Here is a 22,398-nt window from a genome sequence, read left to right as displayed (position 1 = left end):
CACATCATGAAGCAATTGAGTCTCAAGGCAAAACTCTGGTCCGCGCTTGCGCTGATGTGGCTGGGTCTTCTGGTTTTCGGCGGCTGGGCATCCTGGCACGAACGCAGCATGATGGTGTCGGAGCGGCGCGTGGCGGTGGAGAACATCGTCACGAGTGCCGACGGTATCGTGCGCGACTACGCAGCGCAGGCAGCGGCGGGCAAGATCAGCGTCGATGAGGCGAAGCAGCAAGCCATGGCTCGCCTGAAGACGATGCGCTATGGCGGCAGCGGCTACCTGGTCGTGTTCGACTCGAAGCCGGTCGTGCTCATGCATCCGACGCTGGCCGACCTGGTGAACAAGGACGTCTCGAACTATAAGGATCCGAACGGCAAGCTGTTGTTCGTCGAGATGGCCCGCGTCGCCAAGGAGAAGGGTTCGGGCTTCGTCGAATATCACGGTCGTGTCGCGGGGAGTGACAAACGCCTGGAGAAGCTCTCGTTCGTGAAGTACTTCGCGCCGTGGGACTGGAGCGTGATGAGCGGCATCTACATGCAGGATGTCGACAAGGCGTTTTACAGCGCGTTGATTCGCTACGGCATTACCCTGCTCATCATCGGCGCTATCGTCACCGCCGCCATGATCGCGATCATTCGCAACGTGCAGCGCAGCCTTGGCGGCGAGCCCGAGTATGCCGCCGAAATCGCCCATCGCATCGCGAGCGGCGATCTGCAAAGCCAGGTGAGTCTGGCGCCGGGTGATAACAGCAGCCTGCTCCATGCGATGCAGCGCATGCAGCGCACGCTTGCCGAGACCATCCAGCAGATCCGCGAGGGTACCGAGTCGATCACGACGGCGGCGCAGCAGATCGCCGCAGGCAACACCGATCTGTCCGCACGCACCGAACAGCAGGCCGCGTCGCTCGAAGAGACCGCGTCGTCGATGGAGCAGCTCACCGCCACGGTCCGGCAGAACGCCGATAACGCGCGTCAGGCGAGCCAGCTCGCCGTGAGCGCGTCGGAGATCGCCACGCGTGGCGGTCAGGTCTCCGGGCAGGTGGGCGAGACGATGGACGGCATCTCGACCAGCTCGAACAAGATCGTCGACATCATCGGCGTGATCGACGGCATCGCCTTCCAGACCAACATCCTGGCACTGAACGCTGCCGTGGAGGCCGCCCGTGCGGGCGAACAGGGGCGCGGTTTTGCCGTGGTGGCGGGCGAAGTGCGCACGCTGGCGCAGCGCAGTGCGGCAGCGGCCAAGGAAATCAAGGCGCTGATCGAAGAATCGGCGCGTCGCGTGCAGGACGGCACGGCGCTTGTCGCGCAGCAACGTCAGACGATGGGCGAGATCGTGCAGGCGGTCAAGCGCGTGACGGACATCATGGGCGAGATCTCGGCGGCATCGAACGAGCAGTCGAGCGGAATCGAGCAGGTCAATCGCGCGGTGACACAGATGGACGAGGTGACGCAGCAGAACGCGGCGCTCGTGGAGGAAGCGGCGGCAGCCGCCGGTTCGCTCGAATCGCAGGCGCACGATCTGCGCTCGGCGGTGGCGGTGTTCCAGACGAGCGATGCGGGTCTGGCCGCTCACGCGATTAATGCCCCGCGTCGTGGGCAGGTGTCACGGACGCTGGCTCGCGCGGCGTAACGCGAACGACTGCCGCGGTGGCAAAGTGAGACGACATGACTGATTCGCGCATGACCTCGCCAACGACGCGCCGAGGTGCCGCCGGCACTGACGGCGATGTCGGCTCGCGCAGCGCCGATTTCGCGCGCGCCAGCGGTGCCGCCCTCTCGGGCGAGCGCGATTTCGCTTTCTCGCTGACCGATTTCGGGCGCATCCGCCACCTGATTTATCAGCGCGCCGGCATCGCGCTGGCGGAACACAAGCGCGAGATGGTGTATAGCCGGATTGCGCGGCGTTTGCGGGCCCTGGGCCTGACAAGCTTCACCGAATACCTCGACATGCTCGAGGCCGACACCGGCGAGACCGAATGGGAGTCGTTCACCAACGCGTTGACGACCAACCTGACGTCGTTCTTCCGGGAGTCGCATCACTTCCCGCTGCTCGCCGACCTCGTGCGTCAGCAGGGCAAGCCGATCTCGATCTGGTGCTGTGCGGCGTCGACCGGTGAAGAGCCCTATTCGATTGCGATGACGCTCGTTGAAGCGCTTGGCACGCGTCCCAGCGCGAGCGTGCTCGCCACCGATCTCGACACGCAGGTGCTCGCGCGGGCATCGAGCGCCGTCTACAGCGGCGAGCAGACCGGCAAGCTCTCGCAGGAGCAGTTACGCCGCCATTTCCTGCGGGGCACGGGCGCGAACGAGGGCAAGATCAAGGTGCGCCCGGAGCTGCAGCAACTCGTGACGTTCGCGCCGCTGAACTTGCTCGCGCCATCGTGGCAGATCGGCGGGCCGTTCGACGCCATCTTCTGCCGCAATGTGATGATCTATTTCGACAAGGCCACGCAGGCGCGCATTCTCGAGCGCTTCGTGCCCTTGCTCAAGCCGGATGGCTTGCTCTTCGCCGGACATTCCGAGAACTTCACCTATGTGAGCCAGGCGTTCCGGCTGCGCGGGCAGACGGTGTACGAGCTGGCCGGCAAGCGCGCGCGGGGAGCCTGACATGACGCAGCCACTGGCCGAAGCGCTCGCGACCAACCACTATTTCGATAATGCGTTCGACACGCAGGCGGTGAAGTTGCTGCCGTCGGAGTACTACGTCACGACCGACGACATCATGCTCGTGACGGTGCTGGGCTCGTGTGTGGCCGCGTGTGTGCGCGATACCATCACCGGCATCGGTGGCATGAATCACTTCATGCTGCCGGACGATGGCGAGAGCGAGCGCGATCGTATACTCTCGGCGTCGATGCGCTATGGCGCTTACGCCATGGAAATGCTCATCAACGAGCTGATCAAGCTCGGCGCCCGGCGCGAACGGCTCGAAGCGAAGGTCTTCGGCGGCGGCGCGGTGCTTGCGGGCATGACGACCCTGAACATCGGCGATCGCAACGCGAACTTCGTGTTGCGCTACCTGGAGATGGAGCAGATTCGCGTCACGGCGCAGGATCTGCTCGGACCGCATCCGCGCAAGGTGTGCTTTTTGCCGCGCACCGGGCGGGTGATGGTGAGGAAGCTGGGCGACCGGGGCGACCCGGCCATCGCCCAGCGCGAACAAGCGTACGCGCAGCGTCTGCGCGCACGCGAAGTACGGGGTTCCGTGGAACTCTTTGCGCCACCGGCCAGAAATGCCAAGCCTCGGCCGGGGCCTGACAACCGACAAATGGAGGAGGCTTGAGCGAACCAATCAAAGTCCTGTGCGTGGACGATTCCGCACTCGTGCGCAGCCTGATGACCGAGATCATCAATGCGCAACCGGACATGACCGTTGTGGCGACCGCCCCCGACCCGCTCGTGGCGCGCGACCTGATCAAGCAGCACAACCCGGACGTGCTTACGCTCGACGTCGAAATGCCGCGCATGGACGGGCTCGACTTCCTTGAGAAGCTCATGCGCCTGCGTCCGATGCCGGTGCTCATGGTGTCGTCGCTGACCGAGCGCGGCTCGGAAGTCACGTTGCGCGCGCTCGAACTCGGGGCGGTGGACTTCGTGACGAAGCCGCGCCTGGGCATTCGCGACGGCATGCTTGACTATGGCGAGATGATTGCCGACAAGATTCGCGGCGCCGCGCGCGCTCGCGTGCGTAGCGCTCCGCCCAAGAACGCGTCGCCTGCGCCGGTCGAAGCGGCGCCGATGCTGCGCAATCCGCTGGTGTCGACGGAGAAGCTGATCATCATCGGCGCGTCGACGGGCGGCACGGAAGCGATCCGCGAGGTGCTCATGCCGATGCCGCCGGACGCGCCGGCGATCCTGATTACCCAGCACATGCCGGCGGGTTTCACCAAGTCGTTTGCGCAGCGCCTGAACAGCCTGTGCCGCATCACGGTGAAGGAAGCCGAGCATGGTGAGCGGGTGCTGCCGGGCCACGCGTACATCGCGCCGGGCGGCGACACGCACCTGCTGCTCTCGCGTAGCGGCGCGAACTACGTGGCCTTGCTCGATGCGGCACCGCCCGTGAATCGACATCGGCCATCGGTCGATGTATTGTTTCGCTCCGCGGCGGTCCACGCCGGACGCAATGCGATTGGCGTGATTCTCACGGGCATGGGTCGCGATGGGGCGGCGGGTCTGGTGGAGATGCGCCGGGCCGGGGCACACACGTTCGCGCAGGACGAGGCGAGCTGCATCGTGTTCGGCATGCCGCGCGAGGCGATTGCGATGGGCGGGGCGGAAGAAGTGGTGCCGTTGCACGAGATGGCCCGCAAAGTGTTGCACCAGGTCGCGAAATTTGGCGACCGCACACAGCGGGTATAGTAGGGCGCTTTTTTGGCGTTTTTTCGCCGTATGCGCCGCATCGATTTGCGGACACACTCGGGGCATCGAGTGGTGGCGAAATCTGCCCATGAATATCGCCGGCCCCCGCGGGGCGCCGGCCGAATTTGGAGTGATGATGGTAGACAAGAACTTGAAATTCCTGGTCGTCGACGATTTTCCGACGATGCGCCGGATTGTGAGAAACCTGCTCAAGGAGCTGGGCTTTTCCAATGTCGACGAAGCGGAAGATGGTGCGGCGGCGCTGGCCAAGCTGCGCGGTGGCAACTTCGAATTCGTGGTGTCGGACTGGAACATGCCGAACATGGACGGCCTGACGATGCTCCAGCAGATCCGCGCCGATCCGAACCTGGCGAAGCTGCCGGTGCTGATGGTGACGGCCGAAGCGAAGAAGGAAAACATTATCGCGGCCGCCCAGGCCGGGGCCAGCGGGTATGTCGTCAAGCCCTTTACGGCTGCGACGCTAGACGAAAAGCTGGGCAAGATCTTCGAGAAAATGGAAAAGACGGGGGCCTGAGCGTGACCCACGAGGCGAGCACTGAATGGCCGGGTGAGCCCAACGGCGCATACGTGACCGGCGAAGCAGATCCGTCCGCGCGCATGCTCATGCGCATCGGACAGTTGACGCGCATGCTGCGCGACAACCTGCGTGAGCTCGGGCTGGACAAACAACTCGAGCAGGCTGCCGAAGCGATTCCTGACGCACGCGATCGCCTGAACTACGTCGCCACCCTGACCGAGCAGGCGGCGGTGCGGGCGCTCACGGCCATTGAACTGGCCAAGCCCATCCAGGACCGCCTCGAAGCGGACGCCAACGCGCTCGACGGCCGCTGGGCCAAGTGGTTCGACGAGCCGCTCGAACTCGACGACGCCCGCAAGCTGGTCGTCGAGACGCGCACGTATCTGCGCCGCGTACCCGACGATACGCGCGCGACCAACAACCATCTGATGGAAATCATGATGGCGCAGGACTTCCAGGATCTGACCGGGCAGGTCATCAAGAAGATCATGGATGTCGTGCAGGAAATCGAGAAGCATCTGCTTCAGACGCTGCTCGAGAACATGCCGCCCGAGAAGCGCAAGGAAGCGGAAGATTCGCTGCTCAATGGGCCGCAGGTCAGGACGGACGGCCGCACCGACATCGTGGCCGATCAGGGGCAGGTCGACGACTTGCTCGCCAGCCTGGGCTTCTGATGTCGTGCCCCGCCAGCCCGTCCATGGGCTGCCGGGGTGTCACTTTTCGACGCGGGTTCCGGCCGTTGCAGGTCGCCCGCGCGAAATACCGCCCAATCCCGCCTCTATTCCCCCCTTTGTGACTTGACGGTTACGGCCATAATCGGTCGCGATAGGGTGGCTTCGTCCGCCCGCAGTGGATAGGGCATGGCTGAGGATAGCGATCTCGAAAAGACGGAACCTGCGTCTCCCCGGCGCCTTGAAAAGGCGCGCGAGGAAGGACAGGTTGCGCGTTCGCGGGAGCTGTCCACGTTCGCCTTGCTGGCGGCCGGGGTGGCCGGCCTGTGGATGACAGCCGATCGTATCTCGCAGGGCTTTGCTCAACTGATGCGTCACGGCATGCAGTTCGAGCCAGGCACCGCCCTCGACACCCATCGCATGCTCTCGTACGCCGCGCGCTCGGGCGCCGACGCGCTCATCGCCATTGCACCGCTGCTCGGCGTGCTGGTGCTGGCGGCCATCGTGGCCCCGATGGCGCTGGGCGGTTGGCTCTTCACCACCCAGTCGCTCGCCCCCAATTTCGGCCGCCTGAACCCGCTCAAGGGGCTGGGCCGCATGTTCTCGGTGCAGGGGCTGGTCGAACTCGTCAAGGCGGTGGCCAAGACGCTGCTCGTCGGCACCGTGGCCTACTGGGCAATTGCGCGCGACCGCGACGCCGTGATGGGGCTGATGACCCAGTCGCCGCGCGCGGCGCTACCGTATGTGGGCGAGTTGATCGCGGTGTGCTGCGCGTTCATCGTGGCATCGCTGATGCTGGTGGCAGCCATCGACGTGCCCTTCCAGCTCTGGCAGCACTACAAGAAGCTGCGCATGACCAAAGAGGAAGTGCGCCAGGAGAACAAGGAAAACGAAGGCGATCCGCACCTCAAGGCGCACATTCGCCAGTTGCAGCGCCAGACGGCGCGCCGTCGCATGATGCAGGACGTGCCCAAGGCCGACGTGATCGTAACCAACCCGACGCACTTCGCCGTCGCCCTCGAATACAAGGACAACATGTCGGCGCCGCGCGTGCTGGCCAAGGGCACCGATCTGGTCGCGCAGCGCATCCGCGAAATGGGCGCCGAGCACAACATCCCGATTCTCGAAGCCCCGCCGTTGGCGCGGGCACTGCACGCGCACGTGGACATTGGACACGAAATCCCGGCCACGCTGTACACGGCCGTGGCCGAAGTGCTGGCGTGGGTCTTCCAGCTTCGCCGCTGGCGCACCGAGGGGGGCGTCGCGCCCGTCACCCCGTCGGACCTGCCGGTGCCGGCCGACCTCGACGCGCCGCGGCGCGCCGGGGCGAAACGAGTGTAACCCATGAACCTGAACCCTCGCGCAAACCAGCTACTGCGCTCGTCGCAACTGCTTCTCGGCGGCAATTTGAAGTCGCTTGCCGCGCCGGTGCTGATCGTCATGGTTCTGGGCATGATGATCCTGCCGTTGCCGCCGTTCATCCTGGATCTGCTCTTTACCTTCAACATCGCCCTGGCGGTGATGGTGCTGCTCGTGAGCATGTACACGCAGAAGCCGCTCGACTTCGCGGCGTTCCCGAGCGTGCTGCTGTTCTCCACCTTGCTGCGCCTGTCGCTGAACGTGGCATCCACCCGCGTGGTGCTGCTCGAAGGCCATACCGGCCCCGACGCCGCCGGCAAGGTGATCGAGGCGTTCGGCCACTTCCTCGTGGGCGGCAACTATGCCGTCGGTATCGTGGTGTTCATCATCCTCGTGGTCATCAACTTCATGGTGATCACGAAGGGCGCCGGGCGTATCGCCGAAGTCGGCGCGCGCTTCACCCTCGACGCCATGCCCGGCAAGCAGATGGCTATCGACGCCGACCTGAACGCCGGATTGATCGGCGAAGAGGACGCGCGCAAGCGCCGCTCGGTGATCGCCCAGGAAGCCGACTTCTATGGATCGATGGACGGCGCATCGAAGTTCGTGCGCGGCGACGCGGTCGCTGGTCTGCTCATCATGATCATCAACATCGTCGGCGGGCTGATCGTCGGCGTGGCCCAGCACGGCCTGGATATCAGCACGGCCGCGAAGAACTACACGCTGCTGACCATTGGCGACGGTCTGGTCGCTCAGATCCCCGCGTTGGTGATCTCGACGGCCGCCGGTGTGGTCGTCTCGCGCGTGGCGACCGACGAAGACGTCGGCCAGCAGGTCGTCTCGCAACTGTTCAGCAATCCGCGCGTGCTGGGGATCACGGCGGCGATTCTCGGCCTGATGGGCTTGATTCCGGGCATGCCGCACTTCGCCTTCCTGCTGCTGGCCGTGGGCCTGGGGGCGCTGGCGCGTTACCAGTTCCGCCGCGCCGAGGCCGAGAAGCAACAGGCGGCGCGTCCGACCCCCGTGGCGGCCAGCGCGCCGACCGAAGTGGCCGAGGCGTCGTGGGACGACGTGGCGCTCGTCGACCCGTTGGGACTGGAGGTCGGCTATCGCCTGATTCCGCTCGTCGACCGCAATCAGGATGGCGAATTGCTCAAGCGCATCAAGGGCATCCGCAAGAAGTTCGCTCAGGAAATCGGCTTTCTCGCGCCAGTGGTGCACATTCGCGACAACCTGGAACTGCGCCCGAACCAGTACCGCATCACGCTCAAGGGCGTGGTCATCGGCGAGGGCGAAGCGTATCCGGGACAACTGCTCGCCATCGACCCGGGGCAGGTCAGTGCACCGCTGCAGGGTACGCCCACGCGCGATCCGGCCTTCGGCCTGCCGGCGACGTGGATCGACGTCGGACAGCGCGATCAGGCCCAGGCGTATGGCTATACCGTGGTGGATGCGGGGACGGTGGTCGCCACGCATCTGAACCACCTGATCAACGCCCACGCGCATGAGCTGCTGGGCCGTCAGGAAGTGCAGCAGCTCATCGAGCGCATCGGCAAGGACGCGCCCAAGCTCATCGAAGACCTGGTGCCGAAGACCGTCGCGCTCACCACGCTGCAAAAAGTGTTGCAGAACCTGCTCGAGGAGCAGGTGCCGATTCGCGACATGCGCACGATCATCGATACGCTCGCCGAACACGGTGCGCGCGTGCAGGACGCACAGGACCTCACGGCGCTGGTGCGCCTGGCGCTGGGCCGCGCGATCACGCAAAGCGTGTTCCCGGGCAATGGCGATCTCGAGGTGGTGGGGCTCGACGCCAATCTCGAACGCATTCTCACGCAGGCGTTGTCGGCCGGCGGCGGCACCGGCCTGGAGCCGGGTCTCGCGGACACGTTGTTGCGGGAGACGCAGGCTGCCGTGGCGCGTCAGGAGCGTCAGGGCCTGCCGTCGGTACTGCTGGTCCAACATCCGCTGCGTTCGCTGCTCTCGCGCTTCCTGCGCCGCGGCGTGCCGCAGCTCAAGGTTTTGTCGTATGCGGAAGTGCCTGATACACGGAACGTGAAAATGACGGCACTCATCGGAGGTCAAGGGTGAAGATTCGGAAATTCTTTGCGGGCACGTGCCGCGATGCACTGCGCCAGATTCGCGAGGAAATCGGACCCGATGCGGTCGTGTTGTCCAACCGTTCGGTTGCCAATGGCGTGGAAATCGTCGCGTTGGCCGAAGAGGATCTTGACGCGCTCGCGGGCGGCGACATGCCGACCCATCGTCCGCGTGCACGCCCGGCGGTGCCGGTCGCCCCGGTCGCCGCCGCCCCTGGCGCGCCGGTTGCAGCGGCCCATGACGTGGCGGGGGCAAACGCGTTTGCCCAGTCCATGATGGGCGAGCTTCAGAGCATGCGCGGCTTGCTCGAAGAGCAGGTTGCGGGGCTGGTCTGGAACGACAAGCAACGTCGCTCCCCGGCACAGGGCGAGATCCTGCGCACGCTGCTCGCTGCCGGGTTCTCGGCACAACTGGGTCGGGCGCTGCTCGAGCACCTGCCGGAGGGCAGTGACCTGGACAGCGGGTTGGCATGGGTGAAGCGTGCGCTCACGCGCAACCTGCCCGTCATGCCGAATGAAGACGAATTGATGGACCGCGGCGGCGTGTACGCGCTGATGGGGCCGACCGGCGTGGGCAAGACCACCACGACGGCCAAGCTCGCGGCGCGCTGCGTGATGCGGCACGGCGCGGAGAAGCTCGCGCTGCTCACGACTGACAGCTATCGTATCGGCGGGCATGAGCAACTGCGCATCTACGGCAAGATTCTCGGCGTGACGGTGCATGCAGTGAAAGACGCCACGGACCTGCGCCTCGCGCTGACCGAGTTGCGCAACAAGCACATGGTGCTGATCGACACGGTGGGCATGAGCCAGCGCGACCGCACGGTGCCCGAGCAGGTGGCGATGCTGTGCGGCGCCGAGACGCCGGTACAGCGCCTGCTGCTGCTCAACGCCACGAGCCACGGCGATACGCTCAACGAGGTGGTGCACGCTTATCGCAGCGCGAGCGCGCAGGGCGGTGGCGATCTGGCCGGGTGCATTCTCACGAAACTCGACGAAACGACCAATCTCGGGTCGGTGCTCGATACGGTGATTCGTCACCGCTTGCCGGTGCATTACGTGTCCACGGGGCAGCGCGTGCCGGAGAACCTGCACGTGGCCGATAAACCGTTCCTCATCGATACGGCACTTTCCGCGCCGGTCACGGGGTCGCCGTTCGTGCCGGCCGAAGAAGACTTGCCGGCCGTGGTGCGCGGTGTCGATCCTCAATACAGCGGGCTGTTCGCGCCTGCGCAACCGTCAAGCGAGGCCTGCTTTGGTTAAGCTCGTACTCGATCAAGCGGAAGGTCTGCGCCGGCTCGTGGCGCGTCACACCACGCGTATCGTCGCGGTGGTGGGGAGTGCGCCTGAAGCGGGTCAGACGAGTGTCGCGCTGAACCTGGCCAGTGCCCTGGCGCATCATGGTCAGGATGTCGTACTGGCCGATGAGAGCGGTCACGCCGTAGCGGCGCTGGGCCTGGCGTTGCGTGGTGACCTTCACGACGTGCTTGCGGGGCGTGTGTTGCCCGAGTCGATTCGCGTGCACACACGCGAAAATGTGGTTGTGGTCCCCGTGGCGCATCGTCATCCCGAGCGTATCGATCCGTTGCGTGCGCTGCCGTTGTTGACAACGGGTGAGCCGGACGTCGTGGTGATCGACTGCACGCATGCGGGGGCGGTGCTCAGCCCGCTTGCGGCGCACGCGCACGACGTGCTGGTGGTGCTGGGCTGCGAGCCGGCATCGATCACGGGGGCGTATTCGTGGATCAAGCAGGCGCATTTCGAATACGCGCTGGCGCAGTTCCGGGTGCTGGTGAACCGGGCGGAGGATGTGGAAGCGCGCGTGGTGTGCCGCAACCTGGCCACGACGGCGAGCCGTTATCTGGCGGTGTCGCTGGAGTTGGCGGGCCATGTGCCGGCGGACCGGCAGGTCATGCGCGCGCGGCAATTGACGCGCACCGTGGTCGACGCGTTTCCGATGGCGCCGGCGGCGGTGGCGTATCGGCAGTTGGCGGCGCAGGTGATGCATTGGCCGTTGGCCATGCGAGAGACGGGGCTGGCTGGGTTGGGCGCCGGGGTTGGTGATATCGGCGGCGATCGCGGCAGCGACATAACGCACGGCGTGGGCGCGGTGAGCGCGCACACGGCCTGAGCGACACGGCACGCGTCAAGAGGAAGCGGAGGGAAACATGTATACCGCGCGCGGGAAGGTCGACACGAACGACACGCTGACCCAATACGCGCCGCTGGTGCGTCGCCTTGCGCTGCAGCTGATGGCGAAGCTGCCGGCGAGCGTGGAGTTGGAGGATCTGATTCAGGCGGGCATGCTGGGGCTGCTCGATGCGGCGAACCGCTATCAGGAGACGCAGGGCGCGCAGTTCGAGACGTACGCGAGCCAGCGCATCCGTGGCGCGATGCTCGACGAGTTGCGCGAGCTGGATTGGGCGTCGCGCGGCATTCGCAAGACGGCGCGCCAGATCGAGAAGGCGGTGCAGCGTCTGGAGCAACGGCTGGGCCGCGGGCCATCGGAGAGCGAGATCGCGAGTGAGTTGTCGATCGGCCTGGCCGAATATCAGCAGATGTTGCAGGACGTGCATGGCTGCCAGCTCGTCTATTACGAGGATTTCGACTCGGCGGACGACGAGCCGTTTATCGACCGGATCTGTGCGGATCCGGGCGCCGATCCGCTGACGACGTTGCTCGACGATGGGTTGCGTGGCGGCGTGATCGATGCAATCGATCGGCTGCCCGAGCGCGAGAAGTTGCTCATGAGCCTGTATTACGACCAGGGCTTGAACCTGCGCGAGATCGGCGCGGTGCTGGAAGTGAGCGAATCGCGCGTCTGCCAGTTGCATAGCCAGGCAATCTCCCGCCTGCGCGCGACGTTGCGCGAGAAAGCGTGGACGTCGGCGAGTTAAGGCTTCCGATTGGCCGAAAGGGTGCGGCCGACGGACTCGGCAATGCCTTCTGGCTTAGCCATCGCGGCGGGGCCGAAGTCCCCGCCCGCGAGCCGCTTTTCTCTTGGGGGGATAACGCAGACATTCCAAGACTGAAGGCGAGCCAGATGGGTTTCGGTGGCGGGATGCTCCCACATGAATTTGTTCATCGACGGTGCGACCATCAGGGGTTTGACTCCCAATTGCCACGCTCGAAATACCGTCGTGAGCAAGTTGTCGCATATTGCGCCGACGCCAGATCGAAAAATGCTGGCGACGAGGCGGACGCCACGACTTGAACCTCGTGTTTCGCGCAAAGCAACCCGATCAGCTTCACTGAATCCTTCGCGCCAATACTCCCCGTGATACCTAGGAGAACGCGACCTTGGATTTCGTTCGAGTTCATTCTCGTCTCCGTGCGCTAAATGACTTGAGCAAGCCATATAGGCTGATCGAAGCCCAAAAGATCTCGATGAGCAGCGACGCTGGGTTAGGGTTGTAGATTAGCGAATAGACGATCATCGCCGATCCGCAAAGATTCAATGCGGAATAGCGGTAAGCGCTGGTCGGGAGCGATCCGTGAAGATTCAGGAAGTAGGCTGCGACGACGAGGAGCGCGCCTGCGACACCGATAAGATCCGCAATGGCTGTTGTTATCATGTCAGGCCGGCATCGCGATTTTCTTTTCGAAGGCTGACGACGTGAACGTCGGCAGATGAATGGCATCCGTCCACCCGCGTGATGCACGACTAGTGGCCGTCGCACAATCCGACAGTTCGTTCTGCACAATCAATTCACATTGAATGGGCTCAAGGGCTTCGAAGAAATCGTCAATGATCGACCAGCACGCTTGCTCAAGTGTCATTGCCAGTTTGGCGTATTTGCTCAAATACGCCTTGAACGAGAAAAATCCAACAAGTTGCTTTCTCGGGTGATATCGGAATTTCAAGCGGGCAACGTTCACCTCGGTCGGGTGAAGGTGTTCGTGGGTGCGGAATGTCGGTAGGTCGAATGCGATTTCATATGCCCGCATTCGGGCTTGTTGCTTGATGGCATTCGGAATGACGACAGAATCGTGATCAACGTTCATTGAGACCCCCTGTCGGATGTCATGCATTGTCAAGACTGGGAAGTTTGACCCGATGCGTCGAGATTTGGCGCGATGACGATGGCAGCTTCCGCACTGAACCGTGCGAAGGCGCTTAGCTGGCACTCTCTTCTCGTTGCGTGAGGCGATGCGACAACGTGCCGCTTTTCGGAAGAGACCCAAGAAGTTTGGCGACTACGCGAGACGGCATAGACCTAGGCGAGTTAAGTTACGCCCGTTGAACCAAGCCCTCGGACGTGCGTCTCCGAGCATTTTTTTTGCATTTTTGGCGCGGCAAGAGGTGCCGGAACCGCTGGCCAAGCATCGTTACAGTGGTGAATTTCGCGTGCGGGTTCCCCAACGCTACATCGCGCGTTGGTCATCGAAGCGGCGGAACTGGGGGACAGTCTGAATCGGCTGGCGAGCCTCAAGCTTGCGGCGAACCCAATCGCGTCCAGCCTTGGTCAAGCCGTAATGCTGCCGCCGCTCGATCGCGGGGCGGTGCGACCGTCGGGCCCGTAAAGCGGGACATTCTGCTGTGGGCCGTACAACACGTTCAGCGCCTGCTGCGTGTAGGTCAGACGCGTGCGAATCAATACGCCGTTGGTCTCGTTCGCGCGCTTGGCTTCGATCGCTGCATCCAGCAGCGCCTTCCATGCGGCGTCGATGCCGGTGTGGGCGGCGGCGGCTGCCGTCGCGCCCACCTCGTCCGGGCGATAGCCCAAAGCTTCCAGCCGGGCGTCGCGTTCACGACCCAGTGCCGCGAGTTCGGTCACCGCGTGGGTCTTGCGCTCCGTCAGCTCCGGCAACGCGTCGAGCGTGCCGCTGACCAATGCCTGCTGTTCCTCGAGAAGCAGCGCCGAAAACGCGCGAATGGCGGTCGTTTCGGCGGCGAGCGTCTTCAGCAGGGCATCGGTGGTCATGACTTCGATTGCGCGGAGAGCAGATCGCGCGCGGTCGCAATGAGACCGTCCGCAATCTTGTTGGGATCGATGGCGAGCTTCCCTTCGGAAATCGCCTGCTTGATCGCGGCCACCTTGGCAACGTCGATATCGGCCGACCCCGTCTTGGCCAGCGCAGCCTGCAAGGCGCGCATCTCCGACGAGAGCGCGCTCGTGCTCACGTTTGCGTCGCTGCCCGTGCCGGCGACGGACGGGCTCGCGCCATCAGCGCTCACAGTGCCGGCAGTCGCCCGGTCGGTCGGCGCCTTGCCCGGACCGACGCCAGTCAACGGATTGGCGGGTGGTTTGACTTTCATATGCTTTCCCCTGAAACCTGCCTGTGTAACGGCATTGCCGGGCACAACTTTAGGCAAGTTACATCCTGTTACCCGATCCAGCTGTCGGCAGATTTCAGTGAATTCTAACCTGCAGTGAGTGTTTGCTTACAGGGCGACTTCGACTTCGACGTTCCCATTCTTGCCGGTCTTGACGGTGCCGCTGACCAGCTGACCGGTGCGAGTGCGCACCTGGACGGGATCGCCGGCGCTCGCGCGCGACAGGACCTGTCCTTCGGTGCTCACCTCGAAGCCCGAGCCGCGCGAGACGACGCGCACGGTTTGCCCCTGCTGGACGGCAATCGCGCTGCGCAGCAGATCGGACCGGATCGGCAGGCCGGACGTGATGCGGTTCACGGCCACCGTGCCGATGATCTGGCCGGCGTCGGTCGCCACCGTGCGCGGCAGCAAGGTGAGGTCGCCCTGACGCGGTGACAGATCGTTCGGGCCGATAGTCTCGCCCGGGTTGATCTGGCGGGCGGCAACGAAATACGTGGCGTTGATGCTGACGCGCGCCTGGAGGTAGAGCGTCCAGGGGCGCTCGCCGGAACAACGCACGCCGACGGTCGTCGCCCCCCAGAGGCGCGCACCCGGCGGCAGGAACGGTTCGAGCCCAGCGCATGAGGGCATCCGGTTGGACACGGCATCGCTCACGGTGAGGGTCACACGACCCGGCAGCCCCGTCGTCTGCTCACGCAGGAAGCGCTCGGCCGTCTGACGGATGACTTCGGTGTTCTGGAACTGGGATGGGACGGTGGCGCTGGCAGCCTGGGGGGCCGGCACTGCGGCCGCCATCGCGGCATTCGGATTGGCGTTCGCCGTTGCGACCGTACGGGCCGCGTTCGACACGTTGTAGGCGTTCGGTGTGTTCGAGACGATGCCGTCCGCTGCGGTGTGATGACCGGGAATGACGACGGCGCCGGGGCCGAACGTGTTGCCCAGATGCTCGGCGGCCGGATCGGTGGCGATACCTGCGACAGAAGCGGTTGTCGAGGCAGCCTGCGCAAGACCCGGCACAGCGAGATCCGCCAGACTCAGGGCGACGGCGAGCAGGCCGGACCGCACACACGTGCGAATGCCATGCCGCAGCGCGCGCTGCGCGCGCGGGGCACTGGCGAGACCGCCGCCGAAATTGCCTGCCATGCTCACTCTCCTTCGTACCCGGCACCCGAGCGGTGTGTGGGATGCCTGGCGCACATCCGACGCCGCGCCGTGAAGTCGACGGCTCCGGGCAGCGTTCCGATGCCTGGGGGGCGAACCCCACCCGATGCCGTCAGGAAGCCATTCTAGAGATGTCGCCCAGCGGGGCATGGCCCGAAATGGCGGCCAATCACGTGCCTATTCCCCCGATTGAATCCCGAGGGGTACGCATACGATGCAAAGCATGCCAAAAGGTCCGTCCTTTTTCCGGACCCGGCAGGACGTGTCGTCTGCGCACCGCTGCGAAACCCGCCATCCACGCTGAGCGGGCGCCAGGTGCCGAGACGGCGAGGCTTCTTGTGCACTACCTGCATCAAGGCAAGCATCGGGCGAGACGAGATCATGGACAAACTGGACGCGGCATTGCGATTTTCTCAGCAGGCGCTGGCCATGCGCGCCTACCGCCAGGAGGTGATCTCGTCGAACATCGCCAACGCGGACACGCCAGGATACAAGGCGCGCGACGTCGATTTCAACAATGCGTTGAGTCAGGCGGTCGAGCGCGGCGCGCAGCAGCAGCTGGCTTCCGAGTCGAGCGTCTCGCTCGCGCGCACGTCGTCGCGTCACATCGCGGGACGCGGTGTGAGCATGGCCCCGCCGTTGGGCGGCCCCGAACTGCTGTATCGCGTGCCGTACCAGCAAAGTGTCGACGGCAACACGGTCGAACTCGATGCCGAGCGAGTGAACTTCGCCGACAACGCCGTGCATTACCAAACGGGCCTCACGGTCCTGTCCAGCCAGATCAAGACGATGCTGGCCGCCATCACAAGTCAAGGGTAAGCGCCATGCCGCTGATGAGCATCTTCGATGTCGCCGGTTCGGCCATGACTGCGCAGTCGCAGCGCATGAATGTTACGGCCAGCAATCTCGCCAACGCCGAGTCGGTGACCGGTCCGGACGGTCAGCCGTACCGCGCCAAGCAGGTCGTGTTCCAGGTCAATCCGGTCGCGGGCACCGACGTCGGCGGTGTGAAGGTGGCCGGCGTGGTCGAGGATCCGTCGCCGCTCAAGACCGTGTACGACCCGAAGAACCCGGCGGCCAATGCTCAGGGCTACGTCACGATGCCCAACGTGAATCCGGTGGAGGAGATGGTCAACATGATCTCCGCTTCCCGTTCCTATCAGGCCAACGTCGAGGCGCTCAACACCGCCAAGACGCTGATGCTCAAAACCCTCACGGTCGGCCAGTAAGGGGCCGCACGGAGACCAGAAGATGGCAAGTATCAATACGTCGAACCCGGCGAACCTCTCACAGACGTTCCTCGACTCGGTCAACGGCACCGCCAGCAACAGCGCCAGTTCCAGTTCGTCCGCGGGCGGCGCAAATGATTTGCAGAACAGCTTCCTGAAGTTGCTCGTCGCGCAGATGAACAATCAGGATCCGCTCAATCCGATGGACAACTCGCAGGTGACCTCGCAGCTCGCGCAGATCAGCACGGTCTCGGGCATCACCCAGTTGAACACGACGCTCTCGTCGGTGACCTCGCAGCTCAATTCGACGCAAAGCCTGCAGGCCTCGGCGCTCGTGGGCAAGGGTGTGCTGATTCCGGGCAGCACTGTCGGGGTGGGCAGCACCACGGCCACCGACGGCACGGTCACGAAGACGGCCACCCCGTTCGGCTTCGAACTGCCGAGCGACGCCGACACGGTGACCATTCAGATCAAGGACAGCACGGGCAAGGTCGTGCGTACGGTCAACGCGGGCGCGCTCGACGCCGGGGTGCAGGCGCTCACATGGGACGCCAAGGACGACTCGGGTACCGCCGTGGCCGATGGCAAGTACACGCTCTCGGTGAGCGCATCGGCCAACGGCAAGGCTATGACGCCGACGCTGCTGGCGTACGCGCAGGTGCAAAGCGTGGTGGCCAGCACGACCGGCGCACCGCTGCTCAACGTCGGCACGGGCTCGAACGTCGCGCTCTCGGATGTCCGCGAAATCCTGTAACCGATCACCTCGACCCTATTCGGCGTAAGCCTTTAACCGTTTTCATTGCGACAGACGTCGTCGCCCACCGAATTTCAGGAGTATCCACATGGCCTTTTCGACCGGACTGAGCGGCCTGAACGCCGCCTCCAAAGACCTGGACGTCATCGGCAACAACGTTGCCAACGCGGCCACCGTCGGCTTCAAGCAAGGTGAGGCGCAATTCGCCGACATCTACGCCAACTCACTGTACGGCGCGGGCAACAACACGGTGGGGATCGGCACGCGTGTGGCGGGCATCGCCCAGCAGTTCACGCAGGGCGACATTACCGTCACGAACCGTCAGCTCGATCTGGCGATTTCGGGCAACGGCTTCTTCCGCATGTCGAACAACGGCGCCATTGCCTACACGCGCAACGGTCAGTTTTCGCTCGACAAGAACGGCTACATCGTCGACACCAACGGCGACCGCCTGACCGGCTATCTGGCGGGCCCGACCGGTATCATCAACAGCGTCTCGCCGGTCGATCTGCGGATCCCGACGGGCGACCTGTCGCCGACGGCCACGTCCAAGATCACCGCACAGTTCAACCTCGACTCGCGCAGCGCGGTCAATACGACGGCATTCTCGATTACCGATCCGAACTCGTACACGAATGCCACGTCGCTCAAGGTCTACGACTCGCTGGGCAATTCGCACGACGTGAACCTGTATTTCGTGAAGTCGAGCGTCAACGCCGTGACCAACAACGCCACCTGGTCGGTGTACGCCTCGACCGACGGCACGACCCAGGTGGGCGCCGGTCCGATCGGCACGCTGACGTTCAACTCGGCCGGCAGCCTCGTGTCGCAGACCGACTCGACCGGCGCCGCCGTGACGGGCCCGATCACGCTGCCTACGATCAACTACGGTAACGGTGCGTCGAGCGCCAGCATGACGCTCGACATGTCGGGCACCACGCAATACGGTAACACCTACTCGCCGAACAACTTGACGCAGAACGGCTACACGTCGGGCCGACTGACCGGGTTCACGTTCAGTGCCGACGGCACGATCATCGGCACGTACTCGAACACCCAGTCGATGGCGCTGGGCCAGGTGGCGTTGGCGAACTTCAACAACGTGCAGGGCCTGATCCCGCAGGGCAACAACCTTTGGCAAGAGTCGGCCGCGTCGGGCATTCCGATCGTCGGCGTGCCGGGCGGCACGAACCTCGGCAAGCTGCAGTCGGGCGCCGTCGAAGCCTCGAACGTCGACCTGACGGCAGAACTGGTTCACATGATCACCGCGCAGCGCAACTACCAGGCCAACGCGCAGACGATCAAGACCGAAGACCAGTTGATGCAGACGATGGTCAACCTGTAAGGCGGATTCGAAGGCATGCAAAACTTGCACGGGGGCCGTTGATGGATCGTCTGATCTATATCGCCATGACCGGCGCGAAGCAGGCGATGGAGCAGCAATCGACCACCGCCAACAATCTCGCGAATGTCTCGACGCCGGGCTTTCGCGCCCAGCTCGCAGCGTTCCGCCAGGCGCCGGTGCGCGCGCCAGACGGCACGACCGGTACGCGGACCTTTGTCGCCACGTCCACGCCGGGCACCGACTTCACACCCGGCGCGATGCAGCAGACGGGCCGCCCGCTCGACGTGGCCATCCAGGGGCAGGGCTGGCTCGCCGTGCGCGATGCGCAGGGCCGCGAAGCCTACACGCGCGGCGGTAATCTCGAGATGACGGCCGACGGCCAGCTCACGCTGCACGGGCTGCCGGTGATGACCGACGCCGGGCCGGCCGCCGTGCCGCCGGGCGCTGCGGTGAGCATTGGCACGGACGGTACGATCTCGGCGCTGGGGCAGGGCGATCCGCCCAACTCGATTGCCGTGATGGGTCAATTGAAGCTGGTCAATCCACCGGAGAACAACCTGGTGCGAGGCGACGACGGGCTGTTCCGAACCGCGAACAATGCGCCGGCACAGGTCGATCCGAACGTCGTCGTGGTGGCCGGTGCCATCGAGAACAGCAACGTCAATCCGGTCACCGGACTGGTGAACATGATCTCGCAGTCGCGGGCCTTCGAGATGCAGATGAAGATGCTGCAGACGGCCGATACCAACGAACAATCCGCCAACCAGTTGCTGAACTTCAGCTAACGGCCGTGTGGCGCGCCGGGTCCGAGGGGAGCCGCGCGCCGCGACCGTACACGGGGAGAATCACCACATGATCCGTTCACTCTACATCGCTGCCACCGGCATGAACGCCCAGCAGACGAACATGGACGTGATTTCGAACAACCTCGCCAACACCAGCACGAACGGCTTCAAGAAGGGCCGTGCGGTGTTCGAGGACCTGCTGTACCAGACGCTGCGCCAGCCCGGCGCCCAGTCGTCGCAGCAGACGTTGCTGCCCTCGGGCCTGCAACTGGGCACTGGTGTGCGCCCGGCGGCGACCGAGCGCATCTTCACGCAGGGCAACCTGACGCAGACGAGCAATGCCAAGGACGTGGCCGTCAACGGCGACGGCTTCTTCCAGGTGCTCATGCCGGACGGCACGACCGCCTACACGCGCGATGGCTCGTTCCAGGTCGACAACAACGGCCAACTCGTGACGGCATCGGGTTACCCGGTGCAGCCGGCCATCACGATTCCGGCGAACGCGCTCTCGCTGACCATCGCCCGCGACGGGACGGTCTCGGTCACGCAACCGGGCAACACGGCCAATGTGCAGATCGGTACGTTCCAGCTTGCCACTTTCATCAACAACGCCGGCCTGCAAAGCCTGGGCGAGAACCTGTATGCCGAGACAGCCGCCTCGGGCGCGCCGAACGTGGCGCAGCCTGGCACCAATGGCGCGGGCGTGCTCAACCAGAACTACGTCGAAACGTCGAACGTGAACGTGGTCGAAGAGCTGGTGAACATGATCCAGGCGCAGCGCGCGTATGAAATCAACTCGAAGGCAGTCACTGCATCCGACCAGATGCTGCAACGCCTGACGCAGATGTAAGCAGCGGTACGCCGCGATCCGCCCCAGAAAATGAACGTCGAAATATCAGCTCAAACGACCGTTGCAACCGTCTCAACGGTTGCGCGCGTGAAGACCGTGAGGCTTCGCAGCGCGGGCCTCGCGCGGTGCCTGGCGCTGGCGGGCGCCGCCGCGCTGAGCGGTCTGGCGGGCTGCGCCTATATCCCGCAGGAACCGGTCGTGACCGGGCCGACGACCACGCGTCCGCCGCCTCCGCCGATGGCGGCCGATCCGGAAGGCTCGATCTACCGCCCGCTCTACTCGAACCGTCCGCTGTTCGAAGACCGCCGTCCGCGCAACGTTGGCGACATCCTCACGATCGTCATCAACGAGAACACGGCGGCGAGCAAGAACTCGGCGGCCAACACGACCCGTGCGGGCAGCGGCACGCTGACGCTGAAACAGACCCCGGGCGTGATCGGCGGTGTGCTCAACAATCAGGGCCTGGACGTGAGCGGCGGCAACAAGTTCGACGCCAAGGGCGCGGCCAATGCGAACAACGTATTCTCCGGCCAGATCACCGTGACCGTGATGGAGGTGCTCTCGAACGGTAACCTGGCGGTGGCCGGCGAGAAGCAGATCGCGATCAACCAGGGCACGGAGTACATCAAGTTCTCGGGCGTGGTCAGCCCGCAGACGATCTCGGGCGCGAATACCGTGCCTTCGACGCAGGTGGCCGATGCGCGCATCGAATACCGTGGCAAGGGCTACATCAACGAAGCCGAAACCATGGGCTGGCTGCAGCGCTTCTTCCTTAATATTTCGCCATTCTGATGTCGATCATGCCGTCCCTGTCGCACCGCGCGCCGTCCTTGCATCTCCTTCGCCGGGGCCTTCACCGCTTCGTCACCACGCTGGCCGTGGCGGGCGCGGCCACGGCAATGCTGCTGGCGCCGGGCGTGGCGCGCGCTGAACGTCTCAAGGAACTGGCATCGATTCAAGGCGTGCGCGACAACCAGTTGATCGGCTACGGCCTGGTCGCGGGCCTCGACAACTCGGGCGACCAGACCACGCAGACGCCGTTTACCGTGCAGAGTATGACCAACATGCTTTCGCAGTTGGGCATTACCGTCGCGCCCGGCACCAACATGCAGTTGAAGAACGTGGCCGCCGTGATGGTGACGGCCACGCTGCCGGCGTTCACGCGTCCCGGCCAGGCCATCGACGTGGTGGTGTCCTCGATGGGGAACGCCAAGAGCCTGCGTGGCGGTACGTTGCTCATGACGCCGCTCAAGGGGCCGGACGGACAGGTCTACGCGCTGGCGCAGGGCAATCTGCTCGTGGGCGGGGCCGGGGCGTCGGCCAACGGGTCGAGCGTCACGGTCAATCAGTTGGCCTCGGGCCGTATCCCGAGTGGCGCCATCGTCGAGCGAGCCGTGCCGAGCGCCATGGGCGGACAGCCTGGCACGGTACAGATGGAGCTGAACGTGACCGATTTCTCGACCGCGCAGCGCGTGGTCGATGCCGTGAACCGCCGCTTCGGCTACGGCACCGCGCAGGCGCTGGACGGCCGCGTGATCTTGCTGCACACGCCGAGCGATCCGTCGGGCCGTGTCCAGTTCCTCGCCCAGCTCGAAAGCGTGGACGTGCGACCAGACAACACGGCCGCACGCGTCATCATCAACGCGCGCACCGGGTCGGTCGTGATGAACCAGAACGTGACGATCCAGCAATGCGCGGTGGCACACGGCAATCTGTCGGTCGTCATCGACACGCAGAACAACGTCAGCCAGCCGGCACCGTTCTCGGGCGGTCAGACGGTGGTGGCGCCAAATTCGCAAATCTCCGTGCAGCAGGAGAACAACGCGCTCAGGATGATCAAGGCGGGTGCGAATCTGGCCGACGTCGTCAAGGCGCTCAACTCGCTCGGCGCAACCCCGGCCGACCTGATGTCGATTTTGCAGGCCATGAAGGCCGCGGGCGCGCTGCGCGCCGATCTGGAGATCATCTGAT

At 64.6% G+C, this 22,398-nt stretch carries 25 protein-coding genes and 1 pseudogene; 20 read left to right on the top strand and 6 right to left on the bottom strand.

Annotation, left to right across the window (positions count from 1 at the left end; genetic code table 11):
• The first annotated feature begins 6 nt into the window (after window positions 1-6).
• The 11 genes from PTE31013_RS14800 (at window position 7) to PTE31013_RS14750 (ending at window position 11,922) form a co-directional block, all read left to right on the top strand.
• Entirely contained in the window at window positions 7-1,629 is a 1,623-nt protein-coding gene (locus PTE31013_RS14800; protein WP_150613545.1) for a methyl-accepting chemotaxis protein, read from the top strand.
• 35 nt (window positions 1,630-1,664) lie between these two features.
• Entirely contained in the window at window positions 1,665-2,606 is a 942-nt protein-coding gene (locus tag PTE31013_RS14795; protein ID WP_150613544.1) for a CheR family methyltransferase, read from the top strand.
• A 1-nt stretch (window position 2,607) separates the two neighbouring features.
• Window positions 2,608-3,282, top strand: coding sequence for a chemoreceptor glutamine deamidase CheD (gene cheD / locus PTE31013_RS14790; protein WP_150613543.1), 675 nt, complete (start codon window positions 2,608-2,610; stop codon window positions 3,280-3,282).
• Complete coding sequence (locus PTE31013_RS14785; protein ID WP_150613542.1) at window positions 3,279-4,358, top strand: protein-glutamate methylesterase/protein-glutamine glutaminase; 1,080 nt, start codon at window positions 3,279-3,281, stop codon at window positions 4,356-4,358. The genes cheD and PTE31013_RS14785 overlap by 4 nt, the downstream gene beginning before the upstream one ends.
• Before the next feature lie 136 nt (window positions 4,359-4,494).
• Entirely contained in the window at window positions 4,495-4,893 is a 399-nt protein-coding gene (cheY, locus tag PTE31013_RS14780; RefSeq protein WP_150613587.1) for a chemotaxis response regulator CheY, read from the top strand.
• An 83-nt stretch (window positions 4,894-4,976) separates the two neighbouring features.
• Window positions 4,977-5,570: a protein phosphatase CheZ gene (gene cheZ / locus PTE31013_RS14775; protein WP_246174590.1), complete on the top strand. Its 594-nt coding sequence runs from the start codon at window positions 4,977-4,979 to the stop codon at window positions 5,568-5,570.
• A 186-nt stretch (window positions 5,571-5,756) separates the two neighbouring features.
• The gene (gene flhB / locus PTE31013_RS14770) at window positions 5,757-6,908 is read left to right on the top strand and encodes a flagellar biosynthesis protein FlhB (RefSeq protein ID WP_150613541.1); all 1,152 of its coding nucleotides are present in this window, start codon (window positions 5,757-5,759) and stop codon (window positions 6,906-6,908) included.
• Between the two features lie 9 nt (window positions 6,909-6,917).
• Complete coding sequence (gene flhA, locus PTE31013_RS14765) at window positions 6,918-9,017, top strand: flagellar biosynthesis protein FlhA (RefSeq protein WP_425495571.1); 2,100 nt, start codon at window positions 6,918-6,920, stop codon at window positions 9,015-9,017.
• Window positions 9,014-10,288: a flagellar biosynthesis GTPase FlhF gene (flhF, locus tag PTE31013_RS14760; RefSeq protein WP_150613539.1), complete on the top strand. Its 1,275-nt coding sequence runs from the start codon at window positions 9,014-9,016 to the stop codon at window positions 10,286-10,288. The genes flhA and flhF overlap by 4 nt, the downstream gene beginning before the upstream one ends.
• On the top strand, window positions 10,281-11,156 hold the full coding sequence (locus PTE31013_RS14755; protein WP_150613538.1) for a MinD/ParA family ATP-binding protein: 876 nt from the start codon (window positions 10,281-10,283) through the stop codon (window positions 11,154-11,156). Before flhF ends, PTE31013_RS14755 begins: the two co-directional genes overlap by 8 nt.
• A 37-nt stretch (window positions 11,157-11,193) precedes the next feature.
• Window positions 11,194-11,922, top strand: coding sequence for an RNA polymerase sigma factor FliA (locus PTE31013_RS14750; RefSeq protein ID WP_150613537.1), 729 nt, complete (start codon window positions 11,194-11,196; stop codon window positions 11,920-11,922).
• A gap of 202 nt (window positions 11,923-12,124) precedes the next feature.
• Here PTE31013_RS14750 and PTE31013_RS25380 read toward each other — a convergent pair whose 3' ends face one another.
• Genes PTE31013_RS25380 through PTE31013_RS14735 form a run of 3 tightly spaced genes read right to left on the bottom strand, consistent with a single transcriptional unit; the run spans window position 12,125 to window position 13,030 of the window.
• On the bottom strand, window positions 12,125-12,346 hold the full coding sequence (locus tag PTE31013_RS25380; RefSeq protein WP_150613535.1) for a flavoprotein: 222 nt from the start codon (window positions 12,344-12,346) through the stop codon (window positions 12,125-12,127).
• Window positions 12,343-12,600 (bottom strand): CBU_0592 family membrane protein, encoded by a 258-nt coding sequence (locus PTE31013_RS25375; protein WP_425495569.1) that lies wholly within the window; start codon window positions 12,598-12,600, stop codon window positions 12,343-12,345. Before PTE31013_RS25375 ends, PTE31013_RS25380 begins: the two co-directional genes overlap by 4 nt.
• 1 nt (window position 12,601) lies before the next feature.
• A complete protein-coding gene (locus PTE31013_RS14735; RefSeq protein WP_150613534.1) occupies window positions 12,602-13,030 on the bottom strand; it encodes a tunnelling fold family protein in 429 nt (142 codons plus the stop codon).
• Window positions 13,031-13,322: 292 nt separating this feature from the next.
• On the opposite strand from PTE31013_RS14735, the pseudogene PTE31013_RS25140 reads away from it, so the two are divergent.
• Window positions 13,323-13,468: pseudogene (locus PTE31013_RS25140) on the top strand (toxin-antitoxin system HicB family antitoxin); the annotation flags it as partial.
• Between the two features lie 23 nt (window positions 13,469-13,491).
• Here the strand turns inward: PTE31013_RS25140 and PTE31013_RS14725 are convergent.
• From PTE31013_RS14725 to flgA, 3 genes are all read right to left on the bottom strand, one after another.
• Window positions 13,492-13,950: a flagella synthesis protein FlgN gene (locus PTE31013_RS14725; RefSeq protein ID WP_150613533.1), complete on the bottom strand. Its 459-nt coding sequence runs from the start codon at window positions 13,948-13,950 to the stop codon at window positions 13,492-13,494.
• The gene (flgM, locus tag PTE31013_RS14720; protein WP_150613532.1) at window positions 13,947-14,285 is read right to left on the bottom strand and encodes a flagellar biosynthesis anti-sigma factor FlgM; all 339 of its coding nucleotides are present in this window, start codon (window positions 14,283-14,285) and stop codon (window positions 13,947-13,949) included. Before flgM ends, PTE31013_RS14725 begins: the two co-directional genes overlap by 4 nt.
• Before the next feature lie 126 nt (window positions 14,286-14,411).
• Window positions 14,412-15,446 carry a flagellar basal body P-ring formation chaperone FlgA gene (flgA, locus tag PTE31013_RS14715; protein WP_174978575.1) on the bottom strand — a complete coding sequence of 345 codons (1,035 nt, stop codon included), beginning with the start codon at window positions 15,444-15,446 and terminating at the stop codon, window positions 14,412-14,414.
• 396 nt (window positions 15,447-15,842) lie between these two features.
• Between flgA and flgB the strand changes: the two genes are divergently transcribed.
• From flgB to PTE31013_RS14675, 8 genes are all read left to right on the top strand, one after another.
• Window positions 15,843-16,283, top strand: a complete 441-nt coding sequence (gene flgB / locus PTE31013_RS14710) for a flagellar basal body rod protein FlgB (RefSeq protein ID WP_150613585.1) — start codon at window positions 15,843-15,845, stop codon at window positions 16,281-16,283.
• A 5-nt stretch (window positions 16,284-16,288) separates the two neighbouring features.
• Window positions 16,289-16,693: a flagellar basal body rod protein FlgC gene (gene flgC / locus PTE31013_RS14705; RefSeq protein WP_150590141.1), complete on the top strand. Its 405-nt coding sequence runs from the start codon at window positions 16,289-16,291 to the stop codon at window positions 16,691-16,693.
• Window positions 16,694-16,715: 22 nt separating this feature from the next.
• Window positions 16,716-17,447, top strand: coding sequence for a flagellar hook assembly protein FlgD (flgD, locus tag PTE31013_RS14700; RefSeq protein ID WP_150613530.1), 732 nt, complete (start codon window positions 16,716-16,718; stop codon window positions 17,445-17,447).
• Window positions 17,448-17,535: 88 nt separating this feature from the next.
• Complete coding sequence (flgE, locus tag PTE31013_RS14695; RefSeq protein ID WP_150613529.1) at window positions 17,536-18,792, top strand: flagellar hook protein FlgE; 1,257 nt, start codon at window positions 17,536-17,538, stop codon at window positions 18,790-18,792.
• A 41-nt stretch (window positions 18,793-18,833) separates the two neighbouring features.
• Window positions 18,834-19,577 (top strand): flagellar basal body rod protein FlgF, encoded by a 744-nt coding sequence (locus PTE31013_RS14690; protein ID WP_130027566.1) that lies wholly within the window; start codon window positions 18,834-18,836, stop codon window positions 19,575-19,577.
• A gap of 67 nt (window positions 19,578-19,644) precedes the next feature.
• Window positions 19,645-20,427, top strand: coding sequence for a flagellar basal-body rod protein FlgG (gene flgG, locus PTE31013_RS14685; protein WP_150613528.1), 783 nt, complete (start codon window positions 19,645-19,647; stop codon window positions 20,425-20,427).
• 30 nt (window positions 20,428-20,457) lie between these two features.
• Entirely contained in the window at window positions 20,458-21,219 is a 762-nt protein-coding gene (locus PTE31013_RS14680; protein ID WP_150613527.1) for a flagellar basal body L-ring protein FlgH, read from the top strand.
• 8 nt (window positions 21,220-21,227) lie between these two features.
• Entirely contained in the window at window positions 21,228-22,397 is a 1,170-nt protein-coding gene (locus PTE31013_RS14675) for a flagellar basal body P-ring protein FlgI (RefSeq protein WP_425495568.1), read from the top strand.
• Window position 22,398: the final 1 nt, after the last annotated feature.

Origin of the sequence: Pandoraea terrigena (assembly GCF_902459705.1) — a bacterium.
Lineage (GTDB): Bacteria > Pseudomonadota > Gammaproteobacteria > Burkholderiales > Burkholderiaceae > Pandoraea > Pandoraea terrigena.
Note: the sequence above shows the minus strand (reverse complement) of the source record. Positions and strands in the feature narration are given on the sequence as shown.